The sequence below is a fragment of the Corallococcus sp. CA054B genome (genome assembly GCF_003611625.1).
GTDB lineage: Bacteria > Myxococcota > Myxococcia > Myxococcales > Myxococcaceae > Corallococcus > Corallococcus coralloides.
Map to the genome: position 1 here is coordinate 1 of NZ_RAVY01000018.1, position 23,074 is coordinate 23,074.

The window sequence follows — 23,074 nt, forward strand, 5'->3', positions numbered from 1 at the left end:
CCCGGGGCCCCCGAGGCTGGCGCGGCCCAGACACTCGCCCAGAACGTGAGCACCCTCCCCGCCCCCGTCCCCCAGGCCAGCGCCGAGGACGATGCCCGCGAGCGCATCGCTTCCATGGAGCGCGAGGCCAAGGCGCTCGCCACCACCGAGCCGCAGACCGCCGCCCTCCTGTTCCATGAGGTTGGCCTGCTCTGGGAAGAGCCGCTCAAGAACCCTCGCAACGCCGCGGTCGCGTTCCAGAACGCCTACAAGCTGGCGCCGCGCTTCCTCGCCAACATCCGCGCCGCTCGCCGCCTGTTCGCTGACGTCGGCAACTGGCAGATGGTCGTGCAGCTCATCGACGCGGAGCTCTCCGCCTCCGAGGATCCTCGCCAGCAGGCGTCCCTCCTCTTCGAGAAGGGGCAGATCCTCGAGGAGCGCCTGTCCCGTGACAACGACGCCGCGGATGCCCTGCGCCAGGCCCTGGACCGCAAGCCCACCGACGTCACCCTCCTCACCCAGCTCGAGTCCGTCTACGCCGCGCGCAACGACGCGGGCGCGCTGGTGGAGATCTACCGGCTGCTCGCTGGCGCCGTCGTCCCTCCGTCCCTTCGCGCCCACTACCTCACCTCCGCGGGCATGCTCCTGGAGGAGCGCCTCAAGCAGAAGGAGGCCGCCGCCGCTGCGTTCCGCGAGGCCTTTGCGCTCGACCGCTCCGACCCGCTGCTCCAGGCCGCCGTCAAGCGCGTCGCCGAGCGCGAGGGCCGCACCGATGAGCTCCTCTCCGCCCTCCTCTCCGAGGCCGAGGGCCAGGGCTCCCAGGGCGCTCCCGCGTACCTCCACATCGCCAAGGTCCATGACCGCCTGGGCCGCAAGGACGACGCCCTGTCCGCGCTGCTCGCCGCTCGCCGCGTGAGCCCTCATGAGCCGCTCGTGTTGAGCGCGCTCGCCGGCATCTACGAGACGCAGGGCCGCTTCGAGGAGCTGGCCGACGTGCTGCTCGCGTGGGTGGGCTCCATCAACGACGAGAGCGAGCTCGTCGCCATCAACCTGCGCCTCGCCGCGCTGTACGAGGACGACCTCAAGCGCGACCAGGAGGCCGCCGCCCGCTACCAGGCCATCCTCGCCCGCATCCCCAGCCACGCCGCCGCGCTCGCGGGCCTGGGCAAGCTGTCGTACCGGATGCAGAACTGGGAAGGGCTCGTCGCCGTCTTCGACGCGGAGGTCACCGCCGCCGAGGACGCCAAGGGCAAGGCCGCTCGCATGTACAAGGCGGCGGAGATCCTGGAGGAGCGCCTGGGCCGCCAGGAGGACGCCATTGCTCGCTACAACGCGTGCCTCCAGCTCCAGCCGGGCTACCTCCCCGCGCAGAAGGCCCTCACCCGCCTCTTCGAGCGCCAGGGCCGCTTCGCCGAGCTGGTCCAGATGTTCGAGCAGGACCTGCTCCAGACGTCCGACCGCGATCAGGTCATCACCACGCTCAACAAGATGGCGGTCATCTACGAGGACCGCCTCGGGGACCTGGACCACGCCATCGAGTGCATGAAGCGCATCCTCGACCTGGCGTCGGATCACCTGCCCACGCTGCGCAACCTGGCCCGCCTCTACGAGCGCGCCGGACGCTTCCGTGAGCTGCTGGAGACCAACGACCTGGAGGCGTCGTTCGCCGGCGACACCAAGCAGGTCCTGTCGCTGCTCCACCGCAACGCGGAGATCCTCGACGAGAACCTGAAGGACCGCGTGGGCGCCATCACCGCGTATGAGCGCGTGCTCGCGCTGTCGCCCTCGTACCTGCCCGCGCTCAAGGCCCTGGGCCGGCTGTACGCGCAGGACGGCCGGTGGGAGAAGCTCATCGACATGTACCGCGCGGAGTCGGAGATCTCTCCCTCCACCGACGCGGCCGCCGCGCTCATCTACAAGATCGGCGAGCTGTACGAGCACCGCCTCAAGCAGGAGAACGAGGCGCTGGCGTCGTACCAGGAGGCGCTGATGCTGGCGCCCAGCTACTTCCCGGCGCTGCGCGCGCTCGCCCGCATCCACCGCGCCCACGAGGCGTGGGAGAGCCTGGTGGAGGTGCTTCGCGCGGACGCCGCCAACCGCACGGATCCGCTGGAGCGCGCCAACGCGATGTACCAGGCCGCCGCCATCTGGGAGGACCAGCTGGGCCGCCCGGAGCTGGCCATCGAGGGCTACCAGGAGGTGCTGCGCCTCACGCCGGGCCACGCCGCCACGCTGCGCGCGCTGGAGCGCCTGTACGTCGCTCAGGACAACGTGAAGGAGCTGGTGTCCATCCTCGACCGCGAGACGCAGGTGGGCCAGACGCCCGCGGCCAAGGTGACCGCGTACCTCAAGCTCGCGCGGCTGTACCTGGACCGCTTCCAGGAGCCGTCCCGCGCCGCGCAGTGCTGCGAGTCCGTGCTGGGCCTGGAGCCCGGCAACCTCACCGCCCTCATGCTGCTGGAGCGCATCCGCGTGTCGGACCGCGTCCGCCGCGCGGAGCTGCGCGCCCGCATCGCCGAGCGCGTCACCGACACGCGCCTGTCCAGCGCCCTGCGCATCCTGGCCGCCGCGGATCAGGAGAAGGGCCCGCCCTCCGAGCGCACCCTGGAGGTCTACCAGCGCGCCTTCGACGCCGACCCCTCCGACGCGCGCCTCGCCTTCGGCCTGGAGCGCGTGCTGCGCCAGAGCGGTGACACCGCCGCCCTGTCGCGCATGTACGGCATGCGGCTGGCCGTCACCACCGACGCCACGGAGGCGCTGGAGCTGCTGCTGCGCGCCGCCGAGCTGGCGGAGAAGAACCCCGACCAGGAGCAGGCCGCCGCGCTGTACCGGCAGGCGCTGGAGCTCCAGGCGCAGTGCCTCCCCGCGCTCCAGGGCGCCCGCCGCGTGGCCCTGCGCCGGGGCGACTTCGCCACCGCGCGCACCATGATGGAGACCGAGGCCCGCGCGAGCCGCGACACCAAGAGCGCCATCGAGGGCTTCGTCGCCGCCGCGAAGCTCGCGGCCCAGAAGCTCAATGACCCGGATGGCGCCGCGGCCCTCTACCGACTGGCGCTGGAGCGCGACCCGCTGCACCCGGGCGCGGCCACCGGCCTGGAGGAGCTGCTCGCGCAGCGCGGCGGTTCCTCCGACCTCGCGGCCCTGCACGAGCGGCGCGCGGAGGCCCGGCTCGCGCAGCGCGACGCGGAGGCCGCCGCCGCGGCGTATGTCACCGCGGCCCGCCTGCACAACGTGGCCCTGGGTGACCGGGCTCGCGCGCTCGCGGTGCTGGAGAAGGCCCTGGCGGCCCGGCCCGGCTTCCCCGACGCGCTGGAGACTCGCGGCCTGCTCCTCCTGGAGGCGCAGCAGTACGCGGAGGCCGCGCAGATGCTCGGTCAGCGCGTGCAGCAGGGCGGTGATCCTCGGGTGCTCGCGCAGCACCACCTGACGCTGGGCGCGCTCTACCAGCAGCACCTCAACGACCCGGGCCGCGCGGCGGCGCATCTCCAGACGGCGCTGGCCACCCTGCCCCGCCACCCGGAGGCGCTGGAGCGGCTGGCCACGGTGTACGCACAGGGCCGCAACTTCGGCGGCGCGGTGGACTGCCTGCGGCGGCTGTTGGATCAGGACCTGCCCAACGACGCCCGCGCGCGCTTCACCGTGGAGCTGGCGCGCATCCATGAAGAGGGCCTGGGCGACGTCGCCTCCGCCACGGCGCTCTACAAGAAGGCGCTGGAGCTGACGCCGGGCGAGCCCGCGCTGGTGGACCGGCTGGTGGCCCTCTACGAGCGCCAGCGCAACCTGCCGGAGCTGGCGCAGATGCTGGAGGCCCAGGCCGCCGCCACCGCGTCCACGGACGTCAAGCGCGCGGTGTCCCTGCGCATGCGCGTGGCGAGCTTCTACGCGGGCCCGCTGACGGAGCCGGCTCGCGCCACCGTCATCTACCGGCAGCTCGTGGAGCAGGACCCGCAGAACCTCGGGGCCCGCGCCGCGCTGGCGGACCTGTATGGCCGCGACATGGCCAGCTTCCCGCTCGCCATCGAGGAGCACCGGCAAATCCTGCGCCAGGACCCCTCTCGCGTGGACAGCCTGCATGCGCTGTTCAAGCTGTGGGACGCCCAGAAGCAGCAGGACAAGGCTTTCGCCGTCGCCGCGGTGCTGACCTTCATGCGCGCCACCAACGAGGTGGAGCAGGCCTTCTACTCGGAGGCCCGCGCCCGGCAGCCGCAGGAGCCGCGTGAAGCGCTGCCCGCCGCGGACGTGGACACCGTCCTCATGCACCCGGCCGCGCGCGGCCCGCTGACGGACCTGCTGCGCGCCATGGGTGAGCACCTGGGCAAGGTGTACCCGCCGCAGTTCGAGATGCTCGGCGTCAACCCGAAGCAGGACAAGCTCAAGCCGGACTCGGCCGTGTTCAAGGCCGTGCGCGCGGTGGCGCAGACGTTCGGCGTGGAGGAGTTCGAGGTCTACCTCGCCCGGCGCGGCATGTTGCAGCCGGAGACGACGGAGCCCCTGTCCCTGTGCGTGGGCCAGGACGTGGTGCGCCGCTTCAACGCCCGTGAGCAGAAGTTCCTCATCGGCAAGGCGGTGCTGGGCCTGCTCAACAAGACGGCCGTCCTCTCCAAGCTGTCCCAGGGCGAGACGGTGGACCTGTTCGGCAACGCCATCCGCGTCCACGAGCAGCAGTTCAACGGCCTGGGCCGGCGCAACGACGAGATGACGAAGCAGCTCAAGAAGGCCTTCAGCCGCAAGGCGATGAAGGCCTCGGAAGGCCCCGCGCAGACGCTGTCCACGCAGTCGAAGATCGACGTCGCGGCGGTGGTGGACGCGCTCGGCTTCTCCGCGGACCGCGCGGGCCTGCTCGTCTGCGGCGACCCGTCCGTGGGCCTCACCATGGTGCTGCGCGAGGATCCGAACATCGTGGCCAACCGCCAGGATGGCAGCACCGACGGCATCCTCCAGGCGGTGCGCGAGCGCGCGGACCTGAAGGCCCTGCTGTCGTGGCTGCTGACGGACGACTTCTTCCGCCTGCGTCAGCGCATCGGCCTGTCGCTGTAGGCGTCCGCGTTACTCCCGGCGGACCAGCGCGTCCGCCGGGAACCCCGCGAGCAGCCGGCCCACGGCGTCGTCCACGTGGGCCCGCTCCGGGGCCTCCACCGTCACCTTCACGCGGTAGTCCATGGCCGCGTCGAACACGGGATAGGAGCCGATGGCCACGTGGGGCATGTCCAGCGCCACGCGGTCCAGCACGGCGGCCAGGGCGCTCTCGCCCAGGTTGAAGTACAGGCTGACCAGGTGCACCGGCGTGCCGCTCAGCCGTGAGAGCACCGTCTCCAACTGCAGCCGGAAGAGCTGCGGCACCCCCGGCAACAGGAACATGTCCCCCACCGTCAGCACGGGGAACCACATGCCCGGCTGGGCCAGGAGCACCGCGCCCTCGGGTGCGTCCGCCAGGCGCAGGGACTCTGGCGTCACCGGCGACGTGCCCGCGCGGGCCTGGATGGCCGACACCATCTCCGGCAGGCGCACCACGGGCCGGCCCAGCGCGAGCGCCACCGCGCGCACCGTGACGTCGTCGTGGGTGGGGCCAATGCCTCCGCTGGTGAAGACGTAGCGGGCCTTGCGCCGGGCGCGGGACACCGCGTCCACGATGGCGTCCACGTCGTCCAGGATGGTCTCCACCGAGACGAGTGGAATGCCCAGCTCCCGCAGCCGCTGGATGAGGTGGGGGCCGTTCTCGTCCTTCACCTTCGCGGTGAGGACCTCGTTGCCAATGATGATCGCCGCCGCGCCGGTCCGCTCCATGGAACCGGGGATTCTACTCCAACGGACCCCGGGGGTGGACTCGCGCGTTGCGCTGGCGCGGACCTGTCCTGTCCTGGAGTCAGCACGAGGGGACGGACATCCTTCGCGCATGGACTCCACCGAGACCCGGGACGCGATCCGCGCGTCCGTGCGTGCCCTCTGCAACCGCTTCCCTCCGAAGTACTGGCGCACCCTCGACGCGGAGCGTGAATACCCTCACGACTTCGTCAAGGCCCTCACGGAGGCCGGGCTGCTGGCCGCGCTCATCCCGGCGGAGTACGGCGGCGCGGGGCTGGGCCTGCGCGAAGCGGCGGTCGTGCTGGGGGAGATCAACCACTTCGGCGGGAATGCGTCCGCGTGTCATGCGCAGATGTACGTGATGAACGTGCTCCTGCGGCACGGCTCCGCGGAGCAGAAGCAGCGGTATCTGCCGGAGATCGCCGCGGGACGGCTGCGGCTCCAGGCGTTCGCGGTGACGGAGCCGAACTCGGGCTCGGACACCACCGCCATCGAGACGACGGCCGTCCGGCGCGGGGACCGCTACGTCGTGAACGGGCAGAAGATCTTCATCTCGCGCGTGCTCCAGTCCGACCTGATGCTCCTGCTGGCTCGGACGACGCCCCGCGCGGAGGTGCGCAAGAAGACGGACGGGATGAGCGTGTTCCTGCTCGACCTGCGGAAGACGCAGGGGCTGGAGGTCCGGCCCATCCGGACCATGCTCAACCATGCGACGAACGCGCTGTTCCTCGAGAACGTCGAAGTGCCCGTCGAAGGGCTGATCGGCGAAGAGGGCAAGGGCTTCTCCTACATCCTGGATGGCATGAACGCGGAGCGGGTGCTCGTCGCCTCGGAGGCCATCGGGGATGGCCGCTGGTTCATCGAGAAGGCCGTCACCTATGCGCAGGAGCGCGTCGTGTTCGGCAAGCCCATTGGGGCCAATCAGGGCGTGCAGTTCCCCATCGCGAAGGCGCACACGGCGCTCACGGCCGCGTCCCTGCTGACGGAGCAGGCCGCCACGCTCTTCGACAACCGCCAGCCCTGCGGAGCCGAAGCGAACATGGCGAAGTACCTGGCCGCGGAAGCCGCCTGGGAGGCCGCCAACGCCTGCATGGACACCTACGGCGGCTACGGCTTCGCCGAGGAGTACGACGTGGAGCGCAAGTTCCGCGAGGTGCGCCTGTTCATCAACGCCCCCGTGAGCCGGAACATGGCCCTGTCGTACATCAGCCAGCACGTCCTGGGACTGCCCCGCTCGTTCACGTAGCGCCGGGCGGCGCGTCCTGGCCCTCGCGGACATGGACCACGACCTTGCCGATGGCGCGTCGCTCCGCGAGGGTGCGCAGGCCATCGGCGGTCCGATCCAGGGGCAACCGGGAGGTGATGCGCGGGAGGATGCGGCCCTGCGCGTACCAGGCGAAGAGCTGCTCCATGGTTTCGCGGAGCGCCGCTGGGTCGTGGTAGCGGAAGTAGCGCAACGACGACCCCAGCACCGCGCGGTGCTTCACGAGCAGCCGGTGCGCGGGGATGCTCGGAACCTGTCCCGCCGCGAAGCCCACGAGGACGTAGCGGCCTCCCCACCCCAGCGTCGAGAGCGCCGGGTCGAAGAGCGGGCCCCCGACCGGATCGAAGCAGACGCTCACACCGGAGGATCCCGCTGCGGCCAGGACCTGCTCCTTCCAGTCTCCGTCAGTGTGGCGGAGGACGTGGTCCGCGCCCGCTTCACGCGCGATGGCGAGCTTGTCCGGTGTGCTCGCGACCGCGATGACGGTGGCCCCCAGGGCCTTGGCCAATTGCACGGCCGCGAGCCCCACGCCCCCACTGGCCCCCAGCACGAGGAGCACCTCTGAGGGCTTCAGGTGGGCGACGCGGATCAGCGCCAGGGCAGTGCTCACGTAGGCGCTGGTCAGCGCGGCTGCGACGTCGAAGGAGACGCTTGAGGGAAGCAGGAAGGTCTCCCTCACGGAGGCCACGGCCTGCTCGGCATAGCCGCCGTGCCACAGGATGGCCACGACGCGGTCTCCGGGCTGGAAGCCCGAGCCTTCGGGTGCGCTGGCGATGGTGCCCGCTGCCTCCAGGCCTGGGACGAAGGGCAGCGCGGGCCGGGTCTGATAGGTCCCTCCAATCATGAGGAGGTCGGCGAAGTTCACGCTGCAGGCGTGCACATCGATCATCACCTCGTCGGGCTTCGGAACGGGCTCGGGGACCTCCGCGAGGGTGAGCTGCTCGGGCCCTCCCCACGTCCCGCAGACAATCGCTCGCATGTCGTCACTCCTGGGTGGATGGGGCCGTGAGGCTTCGCCAGAGGTCGTCGTTCGAGGGCAGGTTCGACGCCTCGGTCACCAATTGCTCGAGCTGCTCCGGACTGCGCGCGCCGACGAGGATCGACGTCACGAAGGGACAGTGCACCAGCCACCAGGTGGCCAGTCCCGACGGAGACAGCGCGTGGGCTGCGGCCTTCGTCTTGAGCTGTTCGACGCGGGCCGCGTTCTCCTGAGTCCAGGCCTTCGCGTAGAGGTCCCTGCGCTGCCCGATGCGCGTGCCTTCCGGGATGTCACCCGCGATGGCGTACCTGCCGCTCAGCAGTCCGCCAGCCAGCGGCGAATAGGGCGTGTACTGGAGCCCCAGCTTCGCGCAGGCCTCCAGCACGCCGTTGTGTGCGTCATCCTGTTCGAGCAGGTTGAATCGGTTCTGGACCCAGCCGAACCCCACGGGGCCTCCTGCACGCGGAGCGACACAGCGCCAGAGGTCGCTCGCGGTCACGTTCGACAGGCCGAAGCGGCGGACCTTGCCCGCCCTCACGAGTGCCTGGAAGGTGTCGAGGACGTCATCCCACGGCGTGGCGGGGTCCGGTACATGCGCCAGATAGAAGTCGAGCGTGTCGACACGGAGCCGTGCGAGTGACCGGTCCACCTCCGAGAACACGTGCTTGCGCCCGAGCCCGCCGCGAAGGCCCACCTTGGACGAGATGAGCACCCGATCCCGCATCGCGGCGCCGCGCGACGCCAGCCACGCGCCGATGATGGCCTCGCTGGCGCCGTCCGCGTAGGTGCCCGCCGTGTCGATGAGGTTGATGCCGAGCGCCACCGCGCGATCCAGGAGCGCATGCGCTTTGGATTCGGTCTCCCCCTGGCCCAGCAGCTTCCGGGAGCTTCCGATGCCCCCGAAGTTGGCCGCCCCCAGGGCGAAGACCGACACATCGATGCCGCCCAGCTTCCGGTAGATCACGTCCGCCACGCCTCCGGAAAGGGCAACGCCAGGTCGCCCTCCCCCGTCCCTGTGGATGAAGGCTGGCCCAGCAACGTGAAGTGCGCCGTGTAGGTCGCGGCGGGCTCGCCGTCGTCGATGAAGACCTGCGACGCTGCCGTAAGCCGCACCTTGCCGCCCTGACGAAGCGTGTCGGCTTCCAGCGCGGGCAACGTGTCACAGCGGGCCCGGTAGTCGCAGGTGATGGGCCGGTGGATGGCGAACTCACAGCGGCGAAGGAGGATGTGCACGGCGAGCCGCTCCGCCCACGCTGCCCGCACGAGCAACAACCAGGGAGCAAGCCCAGCGGAGGTGAACACCCCGGGACCGAAGGCCGTGCCCCGGTGGTTGAGCGAAGGCCCCAGCGGCGCCACGAGCACGATGCGCCCGGGCTCGAACACCTCGAAGTGGATCCCGAGGAACTTCGTCATCGGGATCCGTGCATGAAGCTCCATGGCCAGCCGAGCCAGGACATCCTCCGGTGCATCAAGAGGCTCACCGCTCACGGCCAGCTCCCGATGAACCGTGTCGTGCCCTACTCGGGAAGCACCGTCCTTCCGAGCATCAGGGGGCTGACCATTCACGGATGGAGCCCCATGAACCGTGTCGTGCCCTACTCGGGAAGCACCGTCCCTCCGAGCATCAGGGGGCTGACCGTTCACGGCTGGCTTCCCATGAACCGCCTCCTGCTCTGCTTCGGATGCACCGTCCCCCCGCGCCACAAGGGAATGACCGCTCATGGATGGCTCCCCGAGGACCGTGTCGAGCCCTGCGCGGGAAGCACCGTTTCCAGAGAGCCCCACGCAGCCGCCCAGGCCTTGATGCATCGAGCGTTCTGCCCCTCGTTCAGGTGGTGGCTCATGTTCCTGGCACCTGGAGGTCGGGCCCTGTTTCGAGCACGACGTGGTAGTGAGTGCCTCCGCTTCCCGCTGCGTTGACGCCCGCGAAGCGCGCTCCCTTCAGTTCTTGCGGCTCCGTGCAGACGCGGAGGTTGTCGGCCGCGCCAGTGGGCAGGGTCGTCACGCCCAAGGTCGCCGGCACCCGCTTCACAGCCAGCGTGTACAGCGCCTTCATCAGACTCGCGGCGCCCGCCGCCGCACCGGTGTGACCGATGTTCGGCATGACCGTGCCCAGGGGAAGCGGCCGGGCTCGCGCGGTTCCGAGCGTCCGTCCCAGGGCCGCAAGCTCCGCGCGGTCGCTGGCGGGATGCCCACTGCCGAAGCACTCCACGAAGGCGAGCGCGTCCGCTGACACGTCACACCGAGACCAGGCGCGCCGGATGGCCAGGCTCATCGCGGGCTCGGAGACGAGCCCGTGGTCCTCGGGTGTTCCGAACGCGCTTCCCACCGCACGGATGATCCCGAGCACCGGCTCTCCCCGCTCCCGCGCGTCCGACAAGCGTCGCAGCAGGCACACCGTGGCGCCTTCTCCAGGCAGGTACCCGTCGGAGGCCGCGTCGAACACGGTCGGCGCTTCCCGTTGGGACAGAAGCCCCATCGCGCCCTCGTCGGCCATGCGCGTGACTCCGAGTCGCATGTCCGCGGTCGCCCAGAACACCGCGTCCGCTTCACGCGACGACAACCGGCCGCATGCGACGTCCAGGCCGCCGATGGACGCCGCGGCTCCTCCGGCTTCGATGGCGCAAGTCGGGCCGGTCAGATCGAACGCTCGGGCGATCCTCGCCGCCATGAAGCTCGGCGACAGGTTGAACAGGCTGCCTGCCCACAGCTCCGGCAGGTCGCTCGACAGGCGCTTCATCGCCGCGCGCACGGTCCGGGCCACCCCCTTGGGGTCCTTGCCCGTCTCGCGCAACACGCGCTGGAGGTGCTCCTCTATCTCCGGCAGACGTGCGGCGGCGACCTGGCGCAGTCCGTACTCGCTGCAGTGCTCCGCGGAGACGACCACCGGGATGTTGCTTCCCCGTTCGATGGAGACGTTCCCTGCCGCGCTTCGCGCCAGGTCCACCAGCAGGTAGTGCAGCGGATCATGCCGGAGGATGTCGGCCGGTCGTTCGTCGTACTGGCTGGCGTTGCCCGTGAACCGGGACGCATCCAGTTCCAGCGGCGCCCCGAGCCCGAATGGCAACCTCCGGAAGGCTCGGCGGCCGTTGAGCAGGTTCGTCCACAGCGTGGCGAGGTCGGGAGCGTCCGCGAACGCACCGGCCATCCCAACGATGGCGATGGGTTCGTCGCTCCTCGCGGGGCGCTTCCGCGTGTCTCGCAGCAACGCCTGGGCTCGCGTGGGGGAAGGCCGGTCCTCCACCACCGCGTGGTAGTTCTGGCCTCCGCTCGCGATGGCGCTGACGCCTCCCATGCGCGGCTGCTCGCCCGCCGGCCACGACCGGGCGGTCTTCTCGACCTCGATGAGCCCTCCGGGTTCGAGCAGGCTCCGGGGCTTGTCCCCGTGCACCGGTCCCGGAATGGCGCCGGACTCAAACAGCGCAAGCAGCGCGACCAGGTTCGCCAGCCCTGAAGCCTCCTTCGCATGCCCCAGGTTCCCCTTGATCGACATCACAGGCACCGGCGACGCGGGTTGCGCCGCCTGCCCGTGCGCCTTCAGTGCGCGGTCAAAGACCTTCGCCTCCACGGCGTCACCGGCCCGCGTCCCCGTGCCATGCGCGAGGATCACCCCCAGCTCCCGTGGCTCCACGCCGGCCTGGTCGAGCGCACGCCCCACCGCCAGCGCGTGGCCGCGCGGATTCGGGACCAGCATGTACGCCTCAGCCGCGCCGTCGTTCGCCCCGCCCACTCCGCGGATCACCCCGTGGACGGGGAGCCGTTCCTGCGTCGCCCGTTCCAGGCTCGTGAGCACCAGCAGCACCACGCCGTCGGAGATGACCGTGCCGTTCCCCTTCTGGGCGAACGGGAAGCAGCCCTCGGACGACAGGAGGCGTGAGTTCGAATAGAGGACCTGGTTCACCGTGTCGACGTAGGACAGCGCGCCCGCGATGGCCCACGGCGCCCCCTTCGCGAGCTCCCGCGCCGCCAGTTCGATCGCGGCCAGACCGCCGGTGCAGTTCCCGTCCACGAGCAGCGCCTTCTCCGTGGTGCCCAGCGCCTCCGCGATGGCGCTCGCGAGCCGATGCGTGGCGCGCTCCCTCGGGTCCTCCACGAAGTCCGGCCCGAACGAATCCCGGAGAGACTGGCGCACCTTCTGGGTGAGGTCCGTCAGCTCCTGATGGGAGAACTCGTTCGGATGCGCGCCGTGCACGAGGTACGGCTGGAGCTGACCCGCCACGGCCAGCACCGCGGCGTCATAGAGCCCGTGGCCGCCACCGCGTGAGTGCGCGAGGAACACCGGCACGGGCTGCCCACCCAGCGAGCCAGGGGCCAGCCCCGCCGAAGACAGCGCCCGGTGCGCCGTCTCCACCACCCACCGCTGCTGCGATGCATCCTCCACGACGCCGCCCAGCAGCGTGGAGGTCCGAGACGCGCCCACGGCCGCCGAGGGATCCAGATACAGGGCCCGGGGAATGCGCTCCTCCGGCCACTGGCCATACGTCGTCTTCCCCCCGTGAAGCACCTCCGCCAGTTCATCCAGTGTGCGCGCGCCAGGCAGCGCAAACGCAAAACCAGAGATCGCCACCGGCGCGATCCCATCCAGTTTTCCCTTCCGCATTGCGAATCAATGTAAGGCCATGATCCGGATGCGTCCACGACCAGCGAAATCACATACATCCATGCCGACACAGGACGGCGTCGGCACGATCCTACCCGACGCATGCACGAGGTCCCCTGGAAAGAGCGACGCCGCCCTCCTGGGAGCGTCGTTCCGGAGCCCAGGAGCGCCTGATACAATTTCAAGCTACGCGCTCCATCCACAAACACTGTCAACAGCAAAATCCAGGGTGGGTTGACGCCAGACTTCTGCATCAGTATATCAAGACAGACATCGCGGCCCTTTGCCTGACCATTGGCTGCCGCTCCATTCCCCCTCATCCCCTGGACAGCCCATGAAAAGACTCGATCCGAGCCGTCTCAAGGATTCGTTCATCAATGTCTCCACCTTCCCTGCGGACCTGGGTGAAGGCCGCCTGGCGGCTCCGGCCGGTGCGCTGCTCGACGCCGTGGTGGAGGCCGTGGAGAAGAAGAACGGGTTCGCGGTGGTGTTCGGCGTGAACAAGCTGCTCGCGGATCGCGGGCTGGACCTCCACACCGAGTCCGGCGCCGCGCTGGCCCGCGACTACCTGGAGGGCATCTTCCGGGCGATCGCGCCGCGCTTCGACCTGGCCCGCTACAGCCCCACGCCCATCGCCTACGACCGCGTGGCCAAGATGGACGTGGACGGGTTCAACAAGAACCGGAACTTCACGCCCAACAGCGACCACACGGAGAGCCGCGAGTTCGTCACCACGAAGTGCGTCCACTTCGACTCGGCGACGCCGTTCATCGCGAACCTCTATGGCCCCAACCAGAACATCAGCGGCGGCATGCCGATGATCTGCGACACGCGCCGGTTCTGCCAGGACAAGGGCCTGGACCCGCGCTCGCTCATCGAGAACATCCCCAACAACTACAACGTCGCCGTGAAGGCGGAGTTCTCCGAGGAGATCCTGCGCGACTACTCGTTCGCGCTGAAGCTCGACCTGGAGAACGACATCGTGATGATCGTCCTCCACAACGAGGTGGTGGGCGGGCTCGCCCACGCGGCCACCCAGCCGTCCCTCACCGACGCGAGCAAGGCCGCGAAGCGCCCCATCCGCCACGTCGAGTACCAGGTCGCGGGCACCGACGACCTCAGGCGCTGGTACGACTACTACGGCCTGTCGCTGGAGAAGGCGACCAACCACAAGGACGACGCCAACATCACCCGCTTCGTCAGCGGCGAGCTCAACCCGTACCCGAACATCATCGAGGTGCGGGCATGACCTCGCGACAGCACGCGGAGCGCAACGCGGCGGAGATGAAGGACCTGCTCGCGTACCTGGACGCGCGGCCCTGGCCGGACGGCTATGAAGCGGCGCGGGTCCACTACGATTCGCTCGGGCTGCCCATCGCCTCGGACATCGGGGTGGAGCCCGTCAGCGTGAACGGCATCCGTGCCCAGTGGCTCACGCCGCCGGAGTGCGATCAGGACCGCGCCCTCCTCTTCCTGCACGGCGGCGGGTTCGTCTTCGGCTCGCTCGTGAGCCATGGGCACATGGCCGCGGAGATGGCGCGGCAGGCGCGTTGCCGGGTGCTCCAGCTCGACTACCGCCGGGCGCCGGAGCACCCCTACCCGGCCGCGCTGGATGACGCGACCAGCGCGTACCGCTGGCTGCTGGAGCGTGGGTTCAAGCCCGGCCACATCTCCATCGCGGGGGACTCCGCGGGCGGCGGCCTGGTGGTCTCCATGCAGGTCAACGCGCGGGCCCAGGGGCTTCCTCTCGCGGGCGCGCTGGTGTGCATCTCGTCGTGGTTCGACCTGGGCATCCAGGGCGAAAGCTACGAAACGCGCGAGAAGGCGGACGCGCTCGTGCAGCGCAAGGTGGTGGAGGAGGTCGCCCGGCACTACCTCAACGGACAGGACGCGCGGCAGCCCACGATTTCGCCCATCCACGCGGACCTCACCGGCTTCCCGCCCCTGCTCATCCAGGTGGGCGAGCGGGAGCTGCTCTTCAGCGACTCGCAGGCGATGGCGAAGAAGGCCCAGGCCCAGGGCGTGGACGTCACGTTCGAGGAGTGGCCCGACATGGTCCACGTCTGGCACCTGCACTTCCACCGCCTCAGCAGCGGCCGCGAGGCGCTCCAGCGCATCGGCCAGTTCGTGATCGACAAGACGGGAGCGCGGAAGTGACGACGCCCGGCGACGCGGTGATGGGTCCCCACATCCACCGCAACAACCAGAAGATGATCCCCGCCAGCGAGAGCGCCTGGGCCGTGGCTCGAGAGGCGAACATGCTCAACATCCGCGTGGAGGCGGTGGACGGCCAGAACCGCATGCGCGAGGTGGACACCGGGCACGAGTTCGCCAACCTGTGCTCCTGCTCCTACCTGGGGCTCAACAGCCACCCGGACGTCCTCCAGGGCGGCATCGACGCGCTGAGGCGCGCGGGCATCACCGGCCTGTCGATGGCGGAGTTTCGCATCCGGCTGGGCATCATGGAGGAGTTGGAGGAGCAGCTCGCGGACCTCTTCGGTGGGCCGGTGCTGCCCGCCGTCACCTCCAGCGCGCTTACCGCGGCCATCCTGCCGGTGCTCGGGTCGGGCCACCTGACGGACAGCGAGCCCCTGGTGATGGTGTTCGACAAGTTCGCGCACTTCTCCATGGCGTTCGTGAAGCCCATCGTCGCGGATGAGACGCGGGTGCTGAACGCCCCGCACAACGACATGAACTACCTGGAGGACGTCTGCCGGAAGTATCCGCGCGTGGCGTATGTGTGCGACGGCGTCTACTCCACGGGCGGCGCCACGGACCTCCAGGCGCTGCTCACGCTCCAGGAGAAGTACGGCCTCTTCCTCTACCTCGACGACTCGCACTCGCTCTCCACGCAGGGAAAGAACGGCGAGGGCTACATCCGCTCGCGGCTGCGCGAGATGAACGACCGCACGCTGATCATCGCCTCCATCGCAAAGGCGTTCGGCAGCACGGGCGGCCTCGCGATGCTCGGCTCCCGCAAGCACCACGACTTCCTCTACCGGACGGGCCCCATGGGCTGGTCCCAGAGCCTGCGGACGGCGGCCATTGGCACCTCCATGGGAAGCATCAAGGTCCACCGCAGCCCGGAGCTGGCGAAGCGGCAGGAGCAGCTCCGCCGGAACATCGCCCTCTTCGACGAACACATCCAGACCGAGCAGCGCGGTGACGGCCTGCACATCAAGGTCGTGGAGGTGGGCGAGCAGGACAAGGCCGTGAAGCTCTCGCGCGAGCTCTACAAGCGAGGCTTCTACTGCTCCGCGGTCTTCTTCCCCATCGTGCCCGTGGGGAAGGCGGGCATCCGGCTGATGCTGCGCGGCGACCTGCCCACGGAGCAGGTCCAGTCGTTCATCGGACACCTGAAGGAAGTCCTCGCGACGCTGTAAGCGGGGAGCGCGCGATGGCTGCCTTCCTTTCCCACGATGTCGTCACCGCGCACGGGAACCTGCCCCGGCTCGTGCGCGAGCTGGAGGCGGCGCTCACGGAGGGCCTGCATGAGCGCATGCAGGTCCCGCTGCGCGTCGCGGTCCCTTCTTCTTCCCGGCACGCCGCGTTCGTGTCGATGCCAGCCGTGTCGGAGCACCTGGGCCTCTACATCAACAAGGTGGCGACCCTCTTCGAGCGGTCCGCCACGGATCCGCTGCCCACCATGAACGGCGTGGTGGCGGCGTTCTCCGCGCGCACGGGAGAGCTGCTCGCGATGCTCGATGGCGCGGCGGTGACGGAGCTCAAGTGCGCCGCCGTGTCCGCGCTCGTCACGGACTTCTGCGCGCGCACGGATGCCCGGACGCTGGCGGTGGCTGGCACCGGAGCGCAGGCACGGCAGCAGGTGTTGGCGGTCCGCGCGGTCCGTCCCATCCAGGAGGTGCGGCTCTGGGCTAGGAACCCGGCCCGCTGCGGCGCGTTCGCCGCGGAGGTGCGCGCGTCCCTGGGCGAAGTGGTGCACGTCGCCGCCTGTGCGTCGCTCGACGAGGCCCTCCGGGGCGCGGACGTGATCGGCACCGCGACGTCGTCGAAGACACCGCTGGGGAGCTTCGAGGGCCTCTCCCCCGGCGTGCACATCAACTGCATGGGCGGTCACACCGTGGAGGCCCGGGAGGTGCCGCTCGAACTGCTGCGCACGTCGACAGTCATCGTCGAGGACCTGGCCACCGCGCTCGCGGAGGCCGGACCGGTGCACGCCGACGCCATCACCCTGGGGCAGCTCGTGCGGAGGGACAGCGGTCCCCTGCGCTCGAGCCGCACCGTCTTCAGCTCGACGGGACACGCCTTCCTGGACGTCCTCACGGTCGCGCACGTGCTGCGTGAACGCGAGCTGATCCACCGAACCTGGAGGAGCACATGATGAAGGAGTTGCCCCGAATCGATTTGACGTCCGCGACGCCAGGGTCCGAAGCCGAGCGCCGTGCGGCGTTCGAGATCGACCGGGCCTGCAAGCAGGTGGGCTTCTTCACCCTGAGCGGTCACGGCATCGCGCCCTCGGTCTTCGAGGACGCCTATTCCCTCTCACGGGCGTTCTTCCGCCTGCCGCTCGAGGTGAAGAACCAGTGCCGGTTGAAGTCCGGCTTCACCATGGCCGCGGATGACTACACGCCCTACGGCTACAGCGGCATGCTGGAGGAGAACGCCTACGCGTACATGGGCCGCAAGGGGCTCCCCAGCGACTACGTGGAGAAGTTCAGCGTGGGCCGGCTCATCGAGGACGACAGCGCGAGCCTGCCGTTCAGCGAGGACACGGAAGGCCAGCGGCTGCGCGCGGCGCTCAAGGCGTACTTCCGCGAGTGCGAGGCGCTGACGGCCCGGCTCACGGAGCTGTTCAGCATCGCGCTGGACCTGCCCCGGGACTTCTTCGCGAAGAAGACCTCCGCGTCCACCGACTCGCTCCGTTCCCTGCTCTACCCACAGCTCCACCCGGAGCTGGTCAACGACCAGGGCATGGGCGAGCACACGGACGGGACGCTGTTGACGGTCCTGGCGCAGACGGGCCCTGGCATCCAGGTGAAGGAGCGTGGGGGCTCGTGGATCACGCCCACGCTGGAGCGGCGGGATCACCTCATCGTCAACATCGGTGACCTGATGGCCCGCTGGTCCAACGACGAATACGTGTCCACGCCACACCGGGTCGTCCTGGGAGGAGGCGAGCGTCAATCCCTGGCGTTCTTCAAGCTCGCCAACGACGACGCGCTCATCGAGTGCTTCCCGAAGTTCTGCAAGGACACGCCCGCGAAGTACGAGCCCGTCGTCTACAAGGCCTTCTCCCTCCAGAAGATGAACGCGCTGTTCGGTGTCGGCGACGCCGGACGCTCCTGAGGCCATCCATGATCGGTGCATTCAACGAAGCGTTCCTCGCCGCCTTGGAAGAAGGATGGTCGCCCGAGCGTGATGCCAGGGCGCACGCGAGCACGATCGCCGCCGTCCACGACCTGGACTCTCCCATTTACGAGAAGAGCCAGTTCGCGCACCCGCTCCTCTTCAGTGAAGCGGAGTTCCAGGAGCTGAGCCGCGCGTGCCGCCACCTGCTCTCCGCGCAGCTGAAGCTCATTGGCCACCTCATCGACACGCGCTCGCGGGAGGGCCTGTTGGAGCTGCTGCGGATGCCCCGGCGGCTCGTCAACTTCATCCACTGGAACAACCTGCGCCACGGCGACGCGACGATTGGCCGGATGGACGTCGTGCCGACACGGCAGGGCTACTTCTTCTGCGAGTTCAACATCTTCCCTGGCGTGGGCGGAGGCGAGGCCTACGAGGGTTCCCGCGCGGCCACGGAGGCGCTGGGCTTTCCCATGGCAGGGTTGATGAACAGCCCGCTGAGGGACCTCGCCGCGCTGTACGCGGAGGAGTGCCGCAAGCGGGACCTGCGCCGGGTGGTGATCCTCGACTCCACCGGACACTCGCAGCTGGGGTATCCGCGGCAGGAGTACCTGAAGCGGTACCTGGAGGAACTGAACCCGGACGTACCGGTCCACCTCCTCGACGAGGTCCGCTACCCGGAGGCCTGGCTGACGCGTGAGGAGGGCGAGCGCACGCTCATCCACCGCATGTTCACCTACGAGGAGGTGACGGACGGCTTCGTGTTCCTGGAGAAGCTCTGGGCGAGCGGCGCGGTGCTCACCAACGGCTTCGAACCGGAGCTGCGGATGAGCAAGCGGTTCCTCGCGCTGCTGTGCGAGCCGGGCCACCACGCGCTGTTCAGCGACGAGGAGGTGGCCGCCATCCGGAAGTATCTGCCCCATGCCTTCTCCCTGTCGGAGGAGAACCTGGCGGACGCGCTGCGCGACAAGACCGGGTGGGTGTTCAAGATCGACGACAGCACCTCCTACGGCGGCAGCGGCGTGCTGATGGGGACGGACTGGCCCGCGGACGTGCTGGAGCAGAAGCTGCGTGAGCCGGGCATCGAGCGGTGGATCTGCCAGCGCGTCGTGGAAGCGGAGACCGTCCGGCTGCGCGCGGCGGGTGAATCCGCCCCGGCGGAGTACCGGCTGGTGCTGGGCTTCTACTCCTACGGTGGCAAGCCCCATGGCTTCCTGGTGCGCGGCAGCCGCACCTCGAAGGTGGTGAACACCTCCAGTGGAGGCAAGCTGGGGTGGGTGTTCGTCGTCTCCGAGGAAGGACGCCAGGCCTTCATCCGTCACGCGCGAGGCAGCGCGGAGGACGTCACTGCAAGGAGTGCATGAACCATGGCGGCGAACCTCATCCTTCTGGGCGCGAGGCAGTTCATTACGGAGCGGGCGTGGCAGCTGGGCCTGCGGCCGTTGATCATCCAGCAGCCGGGCCTGTCCGATGATCACGTGAACCGGCAGTCGGACCGGGTCCTCCTCATGAGCTACGACGACCCGGCGCTCATCCCCATGCTGAAGGCCGCGCACGCGGTGACGCCGTTCGTGAGCGCCATCACGGTCGCGGAGGAGGCGCTCATCACCTGCGCGCGCATCAACGAGGCGCTGGGGCTGCCCGGTACGCCGTTGGCGTTGGTGGAGAAGACGCGCGACAAGCCGGCCATGCGGCGGGTGCTCGACTCCGGCGGGTTCTCGCCGGTGCAGTGGGCTCCAGTGAAGACGCGGGAGGAGGCCGTCGCGTTCGCCGAGCGCCAGGGCTATCCGTTCATCCTGAAGCCCGTGGACGGCGTGGGCAGCATCGACGTGCGGCTCGTGCGCTCCGCCGCGGACCTGGAGGGCGTGCTGAACGGCCGCGCGTCGTGGATCGCCGAGGAGTACCTGGACGGTCCCGAGTACTCCGTGGAGTGTTTCTCCTTCGCGGGGCGCCACGTCATCCTGGGCATCAACGAGGAGACGAAGAGCACGGACCCCAACGGCAGCGCGTTCCTGGAGGTCGCGCACCAGGTCCCCGCGCCCATGAGCCCGGAGAGGGACCGCGAGGTGCGCGACTTCATCCGGAGCTTCCTGGACGTGCTCGGGCTGAAGGACGGCCCCTCGCACACGGAGCTGAAGTACACCTCGCGAGGCCCGCGCATCGTGGAGACGCACACGCGGCTGGGCGGCGACCGCCTGTGGGACCTGGTCCGGCTGACCACGGGACATGACCTGCTGGACATGACGCTCCAGTGGGCCATGGGGACGCTGAAGCCCCTGGAGGCGGATCCGGTGCCCCGGGGCGGCGCGGCCATCCAGTACTTCACCCCTCCCCCCGGCAGGCTCAAGCGGATCAACGGTGCGCTGGCGCTGAAGCGGCTGCCGGGCGTGGTGGACATCTCGCTCGCGGTGGAGCTGGGAGCCACCATCCGTCAGGCCCTGAAGTCAGAGGACCGCGCGGGCTATGTGCTGGCCTACGCGGACACCGTGCAGCAGGCGCAGGCCGTGTGCCGGGAGGTCAGCCAGCGGCTCGTGCTGGAGACCGCGTAGACGGTGCGTTCTCCAGCCCCAGGATCGAAGAACTGCCGCCTCCGGTCAGGCCTCCTCGTCGGGGAGGAGTGTTCGAAGAAGCTCGTCGTCGGGCCGAGCGGGCGCCATCCAGCGGGAGGGGGATTGGCGAGCAACGCATCGCCGAACCGCTTCGCACGCCCCTTATGCGTCTCGGGGGTGTAGGCGATCCAGCGCCCCAGCGCCTTGGCGACGGCGAATCGGTTCGCGTCGTCAAGCACACCCGGCCATCCTTCGGGAAGACTCTGAGTCAGCATGCGCGCGAGTACATCACGCACAAAGCGCGGCACCTGCTTGTGCTGCTCCGCCTCGTAGAGCAAAGCACTCAAGACCTATACCCCTGCAACGTCATCCGGCGACGGGTCCCCGGACAGCAACTCCAGGAGGGTCTGCAGGACCTGCTCCGGATGTCTTGTGGGATTCATGTCCCCGTGCTCCTTGGGAGCTGATGCTGTGCCGAAGGTGGGATTCGAACCCGCGTCGGGCGGTGCGAAACGGAACTGCTCTCGCGCACAGTGTCAGGGCGTCCGGAACGCGCTTTCGCCATCGGGGCGGTAGATGTTCAAGGCCCCTCCCCTGCTTCCTCCTCGAAGAGCAGCCTGCGTCCTCCTCTGCTCATCGCGGAAGATGAGTTCGGAGAGACGGGCGTCATCGTGTTCCGTGTACCTGAGTTGTATCCGCGGTGCGTCGCCCCCCCTGATAACCAGGCCTTGGGAGTCTGTATCAAGATACAAGGCAAGGCCTGGACGCCCCTCGGATTCGTAGAGGACCAGGCCATTGTCGCGTCCGGAAGCCCCCAGCAAGATCCGAGCATCGCCTGATTCATCATGGAGCGTGAGTGATGCACTTTGGTGCGCAGGTGGTGCGCCGGGTGGAGTTGCCACGGCGAGTGAGGCCCAGCGTTGTCCTTGCGGATGATAAAACGCCAAGGAGGGTTCTTGCGCACCTGGCATGAGCCCCAACTCCCCCCGCACCTGCCCTTGCTCATCCTGGATGATCAGGCGCGACACCCGAAGTTCGCTTGGCCTCTCTCCAGATGCACCCAATGAACTCTTCCACCGGATCCCCTCACCCACCAGAAGCAGGGCGAGCGAAATGACCACCAAGATGCTCAGCCTGCGAACCTGCCGGCGGAGTCGTTGGTGCTCGGCCTCCATGCGCCTTAGCGTGGTATCGGTGTCGCCCGTGTCCATCCCGTCATCCTATTTGAGTTTGAGCGTCGATGCATGCTGCTCGGCGGCCTGGAAATCTTCTTTGGCGGCCTTCAGTTTTTTCAATGCTTGGCGCACGACAAACCGACCGGAATCCACATGAGGACTCAGGTGTTCACCCGGGCAGACCTTCGGCTTACCATCCCGCTTGACTTCAGAATGCTTCAAGATGGAATCAGGGGAGAGGCCGTACTTCAATACAAGATGATTGAGGAGTCGCTGTAGGCTGGCGATTTGCCTGTATGTGGGTCTGTCTGGCATCCATAGATTCTCCTTTCTACTTTCGAAGTCTCCAGTCAGAACAATGCCAATAGCCCCATAGTCAGGATCGCGCTTGATGTCTTTGTTATTCTTGAACGCTCCTGCGTGGGCGCCCACGACATGAATACTGCGTCCCTCGTAGATCTCACCGTTCATGGTGATGACGAAGTGATAGGGCATATCCGCATAGTCCTCGTCCCGTTCCTTGCTCTCCAGTTCTTTGACGGTCTGCTCTAGTGGGTCGGCGGTATGATGGACGACAATGCGGGTGAGCGGCAGGGCGGCGTCTGGGGGGTATTCGTCCCAGCCTTGGCTTTTGTCCGGCGGAAGGGCCCCCCAGGCATCACGAGAAATCACTTTCACCTGGAATTCTGCCTGAGCTGATTCGAGGTCACACTGCGCGGACCACAACCTCGTTCCAGCAACCGCGGCAGGAAAGCTCAATTTCTCGATGACTTTGATGACACGTTGATACGGACCCGGCACGGAGGAAAGCGCGCCCAGGGTAAGGTACGCAAGCTCTCTGGCACTGCATGACCTCAATAAATCACGAATCTCGTTTTCCTGAAGAGTGCCGAGGTGCTTCGCTGCCGCTGGCCAATCCTTGGTGGCCAGGGCCTCCTCAAATCCAGAAGCACTGGACGAAACATACTCGACCAACTCCTGCGAGAGATAGCCATTGTAGGCTTTACCACCCTGTATGGCCTGGATGTGCAAGTTCGCTCCTTCCTTGCCAATCACCGTTACGCGGGTGCCCTTGTTCAGATCTACGACGACGTCGTTGATTTGACCTTTGGGACTCTTGTGCGGCCTCTTGTGAACCCGTGCGCTAAAGGGGCGGATTCTGCCGATCCAACGCTGGGGAGGAGGGACTTGGACCAACGACGATTTGCCTGGGTGCTGACTCATGGGTCTCCTTGGCGCAATGGTCACCGTCCAAGAGAGGGTGATAGATGGTCAATGAGTAGCGAAAGCAGAACGATAGCAGTAAGGCCACTGAGTGAGTACCAGAGGCGGCGGGGGTTGAATCCGCAACGCGGGTAGTGGGAAACCTCAAGCAGGGTCCACAACTACCCGCTGTCGTCTTGAAGTTGCTCGGGTTTG

Annotated in this window: 15 protein-coding genes and 1 pseudogene; 9 read left to right on the top strand and 7 right to left on the bottom strand. The window is 68.4% G+C overall.

Annotation, left to right across the window (positions count from 1 at the left end):
• The coding region (locus D7V80_RS06935; RefSeq protein ID WP_120587410.1) for a tetratricopeptide repeat protein at positions 1–5,016 on the top strand (5,016 nt) is incomplete at its 5' end.
• A gap of 9 nt (positions 5,017–5,025) precedes the next feature.
• Here D7V80_RS06935 and D7V80_RS06940 read toward each other — a convergent pair.
• Positions 5,026–5,763: a molybdopterin-binding protein gene (locus D7V80_RS06940; protein WP_014397471.1), complete on the bottom strand. Its 738-nt coding sequence runs from the start codon at positions 5,761–5,763 to the stop codon at positions 5,026–5,028.
• A 109-nt stretch (positions 5,764–5,872) separates the two neighbouring features.
• Here D7V80_RS06940 and D7V80_RS06945 point away from each other — a divergent pair, with 109 nt between their 5' ends.
• Complete coding sequence (locus D7V80_RS06945) at positions 5,873–7,027, top strand: acyl-CoA dehydrogenase family protein (protein WP_120587411.1); 1,155 nt, start codon at positions 5,873–5,875, stop codon at positions 7,025–7,027.
• Here D7V80_RS06945 and D7V80_RS06950 read toward each other — a convergent pair.
• The 4 genes from D7V80_RS06950 to D7V80_RS06965 are packed head-to-tail and all read right to left on the bottom strand — an operon-like array spanning position 7,020 to position 12,591.
• Positions 7,020–8,024: an NADPH:quinone oxidoreductase family protein gene (locus tag D7V80_RS06950; protein ID WP_120587412.1), complete on the bottom strand. Its 1,005-nt coding sequence runs from the start codon at positions 8,022–8,024 to the stop codon at positions 7,020–7,022. The two genes, D7V80_RS06945 and D7V80_RS06950, sit on opposite strands and share 8 nt — an antisense overlap.
• Positions 8,025–8,028: 4 nt before the next feature.
• A complete protein-coding gene (locus D7V80_RS06955) occupies positions 8,029–8,997 on the bottom strand; it encodes an aldo/keto reductase (protein ID WP_158616563.1) in 969 nt (322 codons plus the stop codon).
• Positions 8,985–9,833 carry a YiiD C-terminal domain-containing protein gene (locus D7V80_RS43835; RefSeq protein WP_120587414.1) on the bottom strand — a complete coding sequence of 283 codons (849 nt, stop codon included), beginning with the start codon at positions 9,831–9,833 and terminating at the stop codon, positions 8,985–8,987. Before D7V80_RS43835 ends, D7V80_RS06955 begins: the two co-directional genes overlap by 13 nt.
• Positions 9,834–9,864: 31 nt before the next feature.
• Positions 9,865–12,591: a polyketide synthase gene (locus D7V80_RS06965; protein ID WP_158616565.1), complete on the bottom strand. Its 2,727-nt coding sequence runs from the start codon at positions 12,589–12,591 to the stop codon at positions 9,865–9,867.
• 367 nt (positions 12,592–12,958) lie between these two features.
• On the opposite strand from D7V80_RS06965, the gene D7V80_RS06970 reads away from it, so the two are divergent.
• From D7V80_RS06970 to D7V80_RS07000, 7 genes are read left to right on the top strand one after another with little or no spacing between them, the layout of a single operon-like run.
• Positions 12,959–13,873, top strand: a complete 915-nt coding sequence (locus tag D7V80_RS06970; protein WP_120587416.1) for a hypothetical protein — start codon at positions 12,959–12,961, stop codon at positions 13,871–13,873.
• Entirely contained in the window at positions 13,870–14,781 is a 912-nt protein-coding gene (locus tag D7V80_RS06975) for an alpha/beta hydrolase (protein ID WP_120587417.1), read from the top strand. Before D7V80_RS06970 ends, D7V80_RS06975 begins: the two co-directional genes overlap by 4 nt.
• Complete coding sequence (locus tag D7V80_RS06980; protein ID WP_199738411.1) at positions 14,778–16,007, top strand: aminotransferase class I/II-fold pyridoxal phosphate-dependent enzyme; 1,230 nt, start codon at positions 14,778–14,780, stop codon at positions 16,005–16,007. The genes D7V80_RS06975 and D7V80_RS06980 overlap by 4 nt, the downstream gene beginning before the upstream one ends.
• A 14-nt stretch (positions 16,008–16,021) precedes the next feature.
• Positions 16,022–16,966: an ornithine cyclodeaminase family protein gene (locus D7V80_RS06985; RefSeq protein ID WP_120587418.1), complete on the top strand. Its 945-nt coding sequence runs from the start codon at positions 16,022–16,024 to the stop codon at positions 16,964–16,966.
• Positions 16,963–17,931 (top strand): isopenicillin N synthase family oxygenase, encoded by a 969-nt coding sequence (locus tag D7V80_RS06990; protein WP_120587419.1) that lies wholly within the window; start codon positions 16,963–16,965, stop codon positions 17,929–17,931. Before D7V80_RS06985 ends, D7V80_RS06990 begins: the two co-directional genes overlap by 4 nt.
• An 8-nt stretch (positions 17,932–17,939) precedes the next feature.
• Positions 17,940–19,295, top strand: a complete 1,356-nt coding sequence (locus D7V80_RS06995; RefSeq protein WP_120587420.1) for a hypothetical protein — start codon at positions 17,940–17,942, stop codon at positions 19,293–19,295.
• Positions 19,296–19,298: 3 nt separating this feature from the next.
• Positions 19,299–20,480 (top strand): ATP-grasp domain-containing protein, encoded by a 1,182-nt coding sequence (locus D7V80_RS07000; RefSeq protein WP_120587421.1) that lies wholly within the window; start codon positions 19,299–19,301, stop codon positions 20,478–20,480.
• A 45-nt stretch (positions 20,481–20,525) separates the two neighbouring features.
• Here D7V80_RS07000 and D7V80_RS42615 read toward each other — a convergent pair.
• Positions 20,526–20,923: pseudogene (locus D7V80_RS42615) on the bottom strand (NUDIX hydrolase).
• Between the two features lie 777 nt (positions 20,924–21,700).
• Positions 21,701–22,879: a peptidoglycan recognition family protein gene (locus tag D7V80_RS07010; protein ID WP_120587422.1), complete on the bottom strand. Its 1,179-nt coding sequence runs from the start codon at positions 22,877–22,879 to the stop codon at positions 21,701–21,703.
• Positions 22,880–23,074: the final 195 nt, after the last annotated feature.

Excerpts from the sequence above, each read along its gene's own strand:
- D7V80_RS07000 (WP_120587421.1), top strand. The coding sequence starts at position 19,299 with ATGGCGGCGAACCTCATCCTTCTGGGCGCGAGGCAGTTCATTACGGAG.
- D7V80_RS43835 (WP_120587414.1), bottom strand. The coding sequence starts at position 9,833 with ATGCATCAAGGCCTGGGCGGCTGCGTGGGGCTCTCTGGAAACGGTGCT.
- D7V80_RS06940 (WP_014397471.1), bottom strand. The coding sequence starts at position 5,763 with ATGGAGCGGACCGGCGCGGCGGCGATCATCATTGGCAACGAGGTCCTC.
- D7V80_RS07010 (WP_120587422.1), bottom strand. The coding sequence starts at position 22,879 with ATGAGTCAGCACCCAGGCAAATCGTCGTTGGTCCAAGTCCCTCCTCCC.
- D7V80_RS06950 (WP_120587412.1), bottom strand. The coding sequence starts at position 8,024 with ATGCGAGCGATTGTCTGCGGGACGTGGGGAGGGCCCGAGCAGCTCACC.
- D7V80_RS06995 (WP_120587420.1), top strand. The coding sequence starts at position 17,940 with ATGATCGGTGCATTCAACGAAGCGTTCCTCGCCGCCTTGGAAGAAGGA.
- D7V80_RS06985 (WP_120587418.1), top strand. The coding sequence starts at position 16,022 with ATGGCTGCCTTCCTTTCCCACGATGTCGTCACCGCGCACGGGAACCTG.
- D7V80_RS06970 (WP_120587416.1), top strand. The coding sequence starts at position 12,959 with ATGAAAAGACTCGATCCGAGCCGTCTCAAGGATTCGTTCATCAATGTC.
- D7V80_RS06990 (WP_120587419.1), top strand. The coding sequence starts at position 16,963 with ATGATGAAGGAGTTGCCCCGAATCGATTTGACGTCCGCGACGCCAGGG.
- D7V80_RS06975 (WP_120587417.1), top strand. The coding sequence starts at position 13,870 with ATGACCTCGCGACAGCACGCGGAGCGCAACGCGGCGGAGATGAAGGAC.
- D7V80_RS06945 (WP_120587411.1), top strand. The coding sequence starts at position 5,873 with ATGGACTCCACCGAGACCCGGGACGCGATCCGCGCGTCCGTGCGTGCC.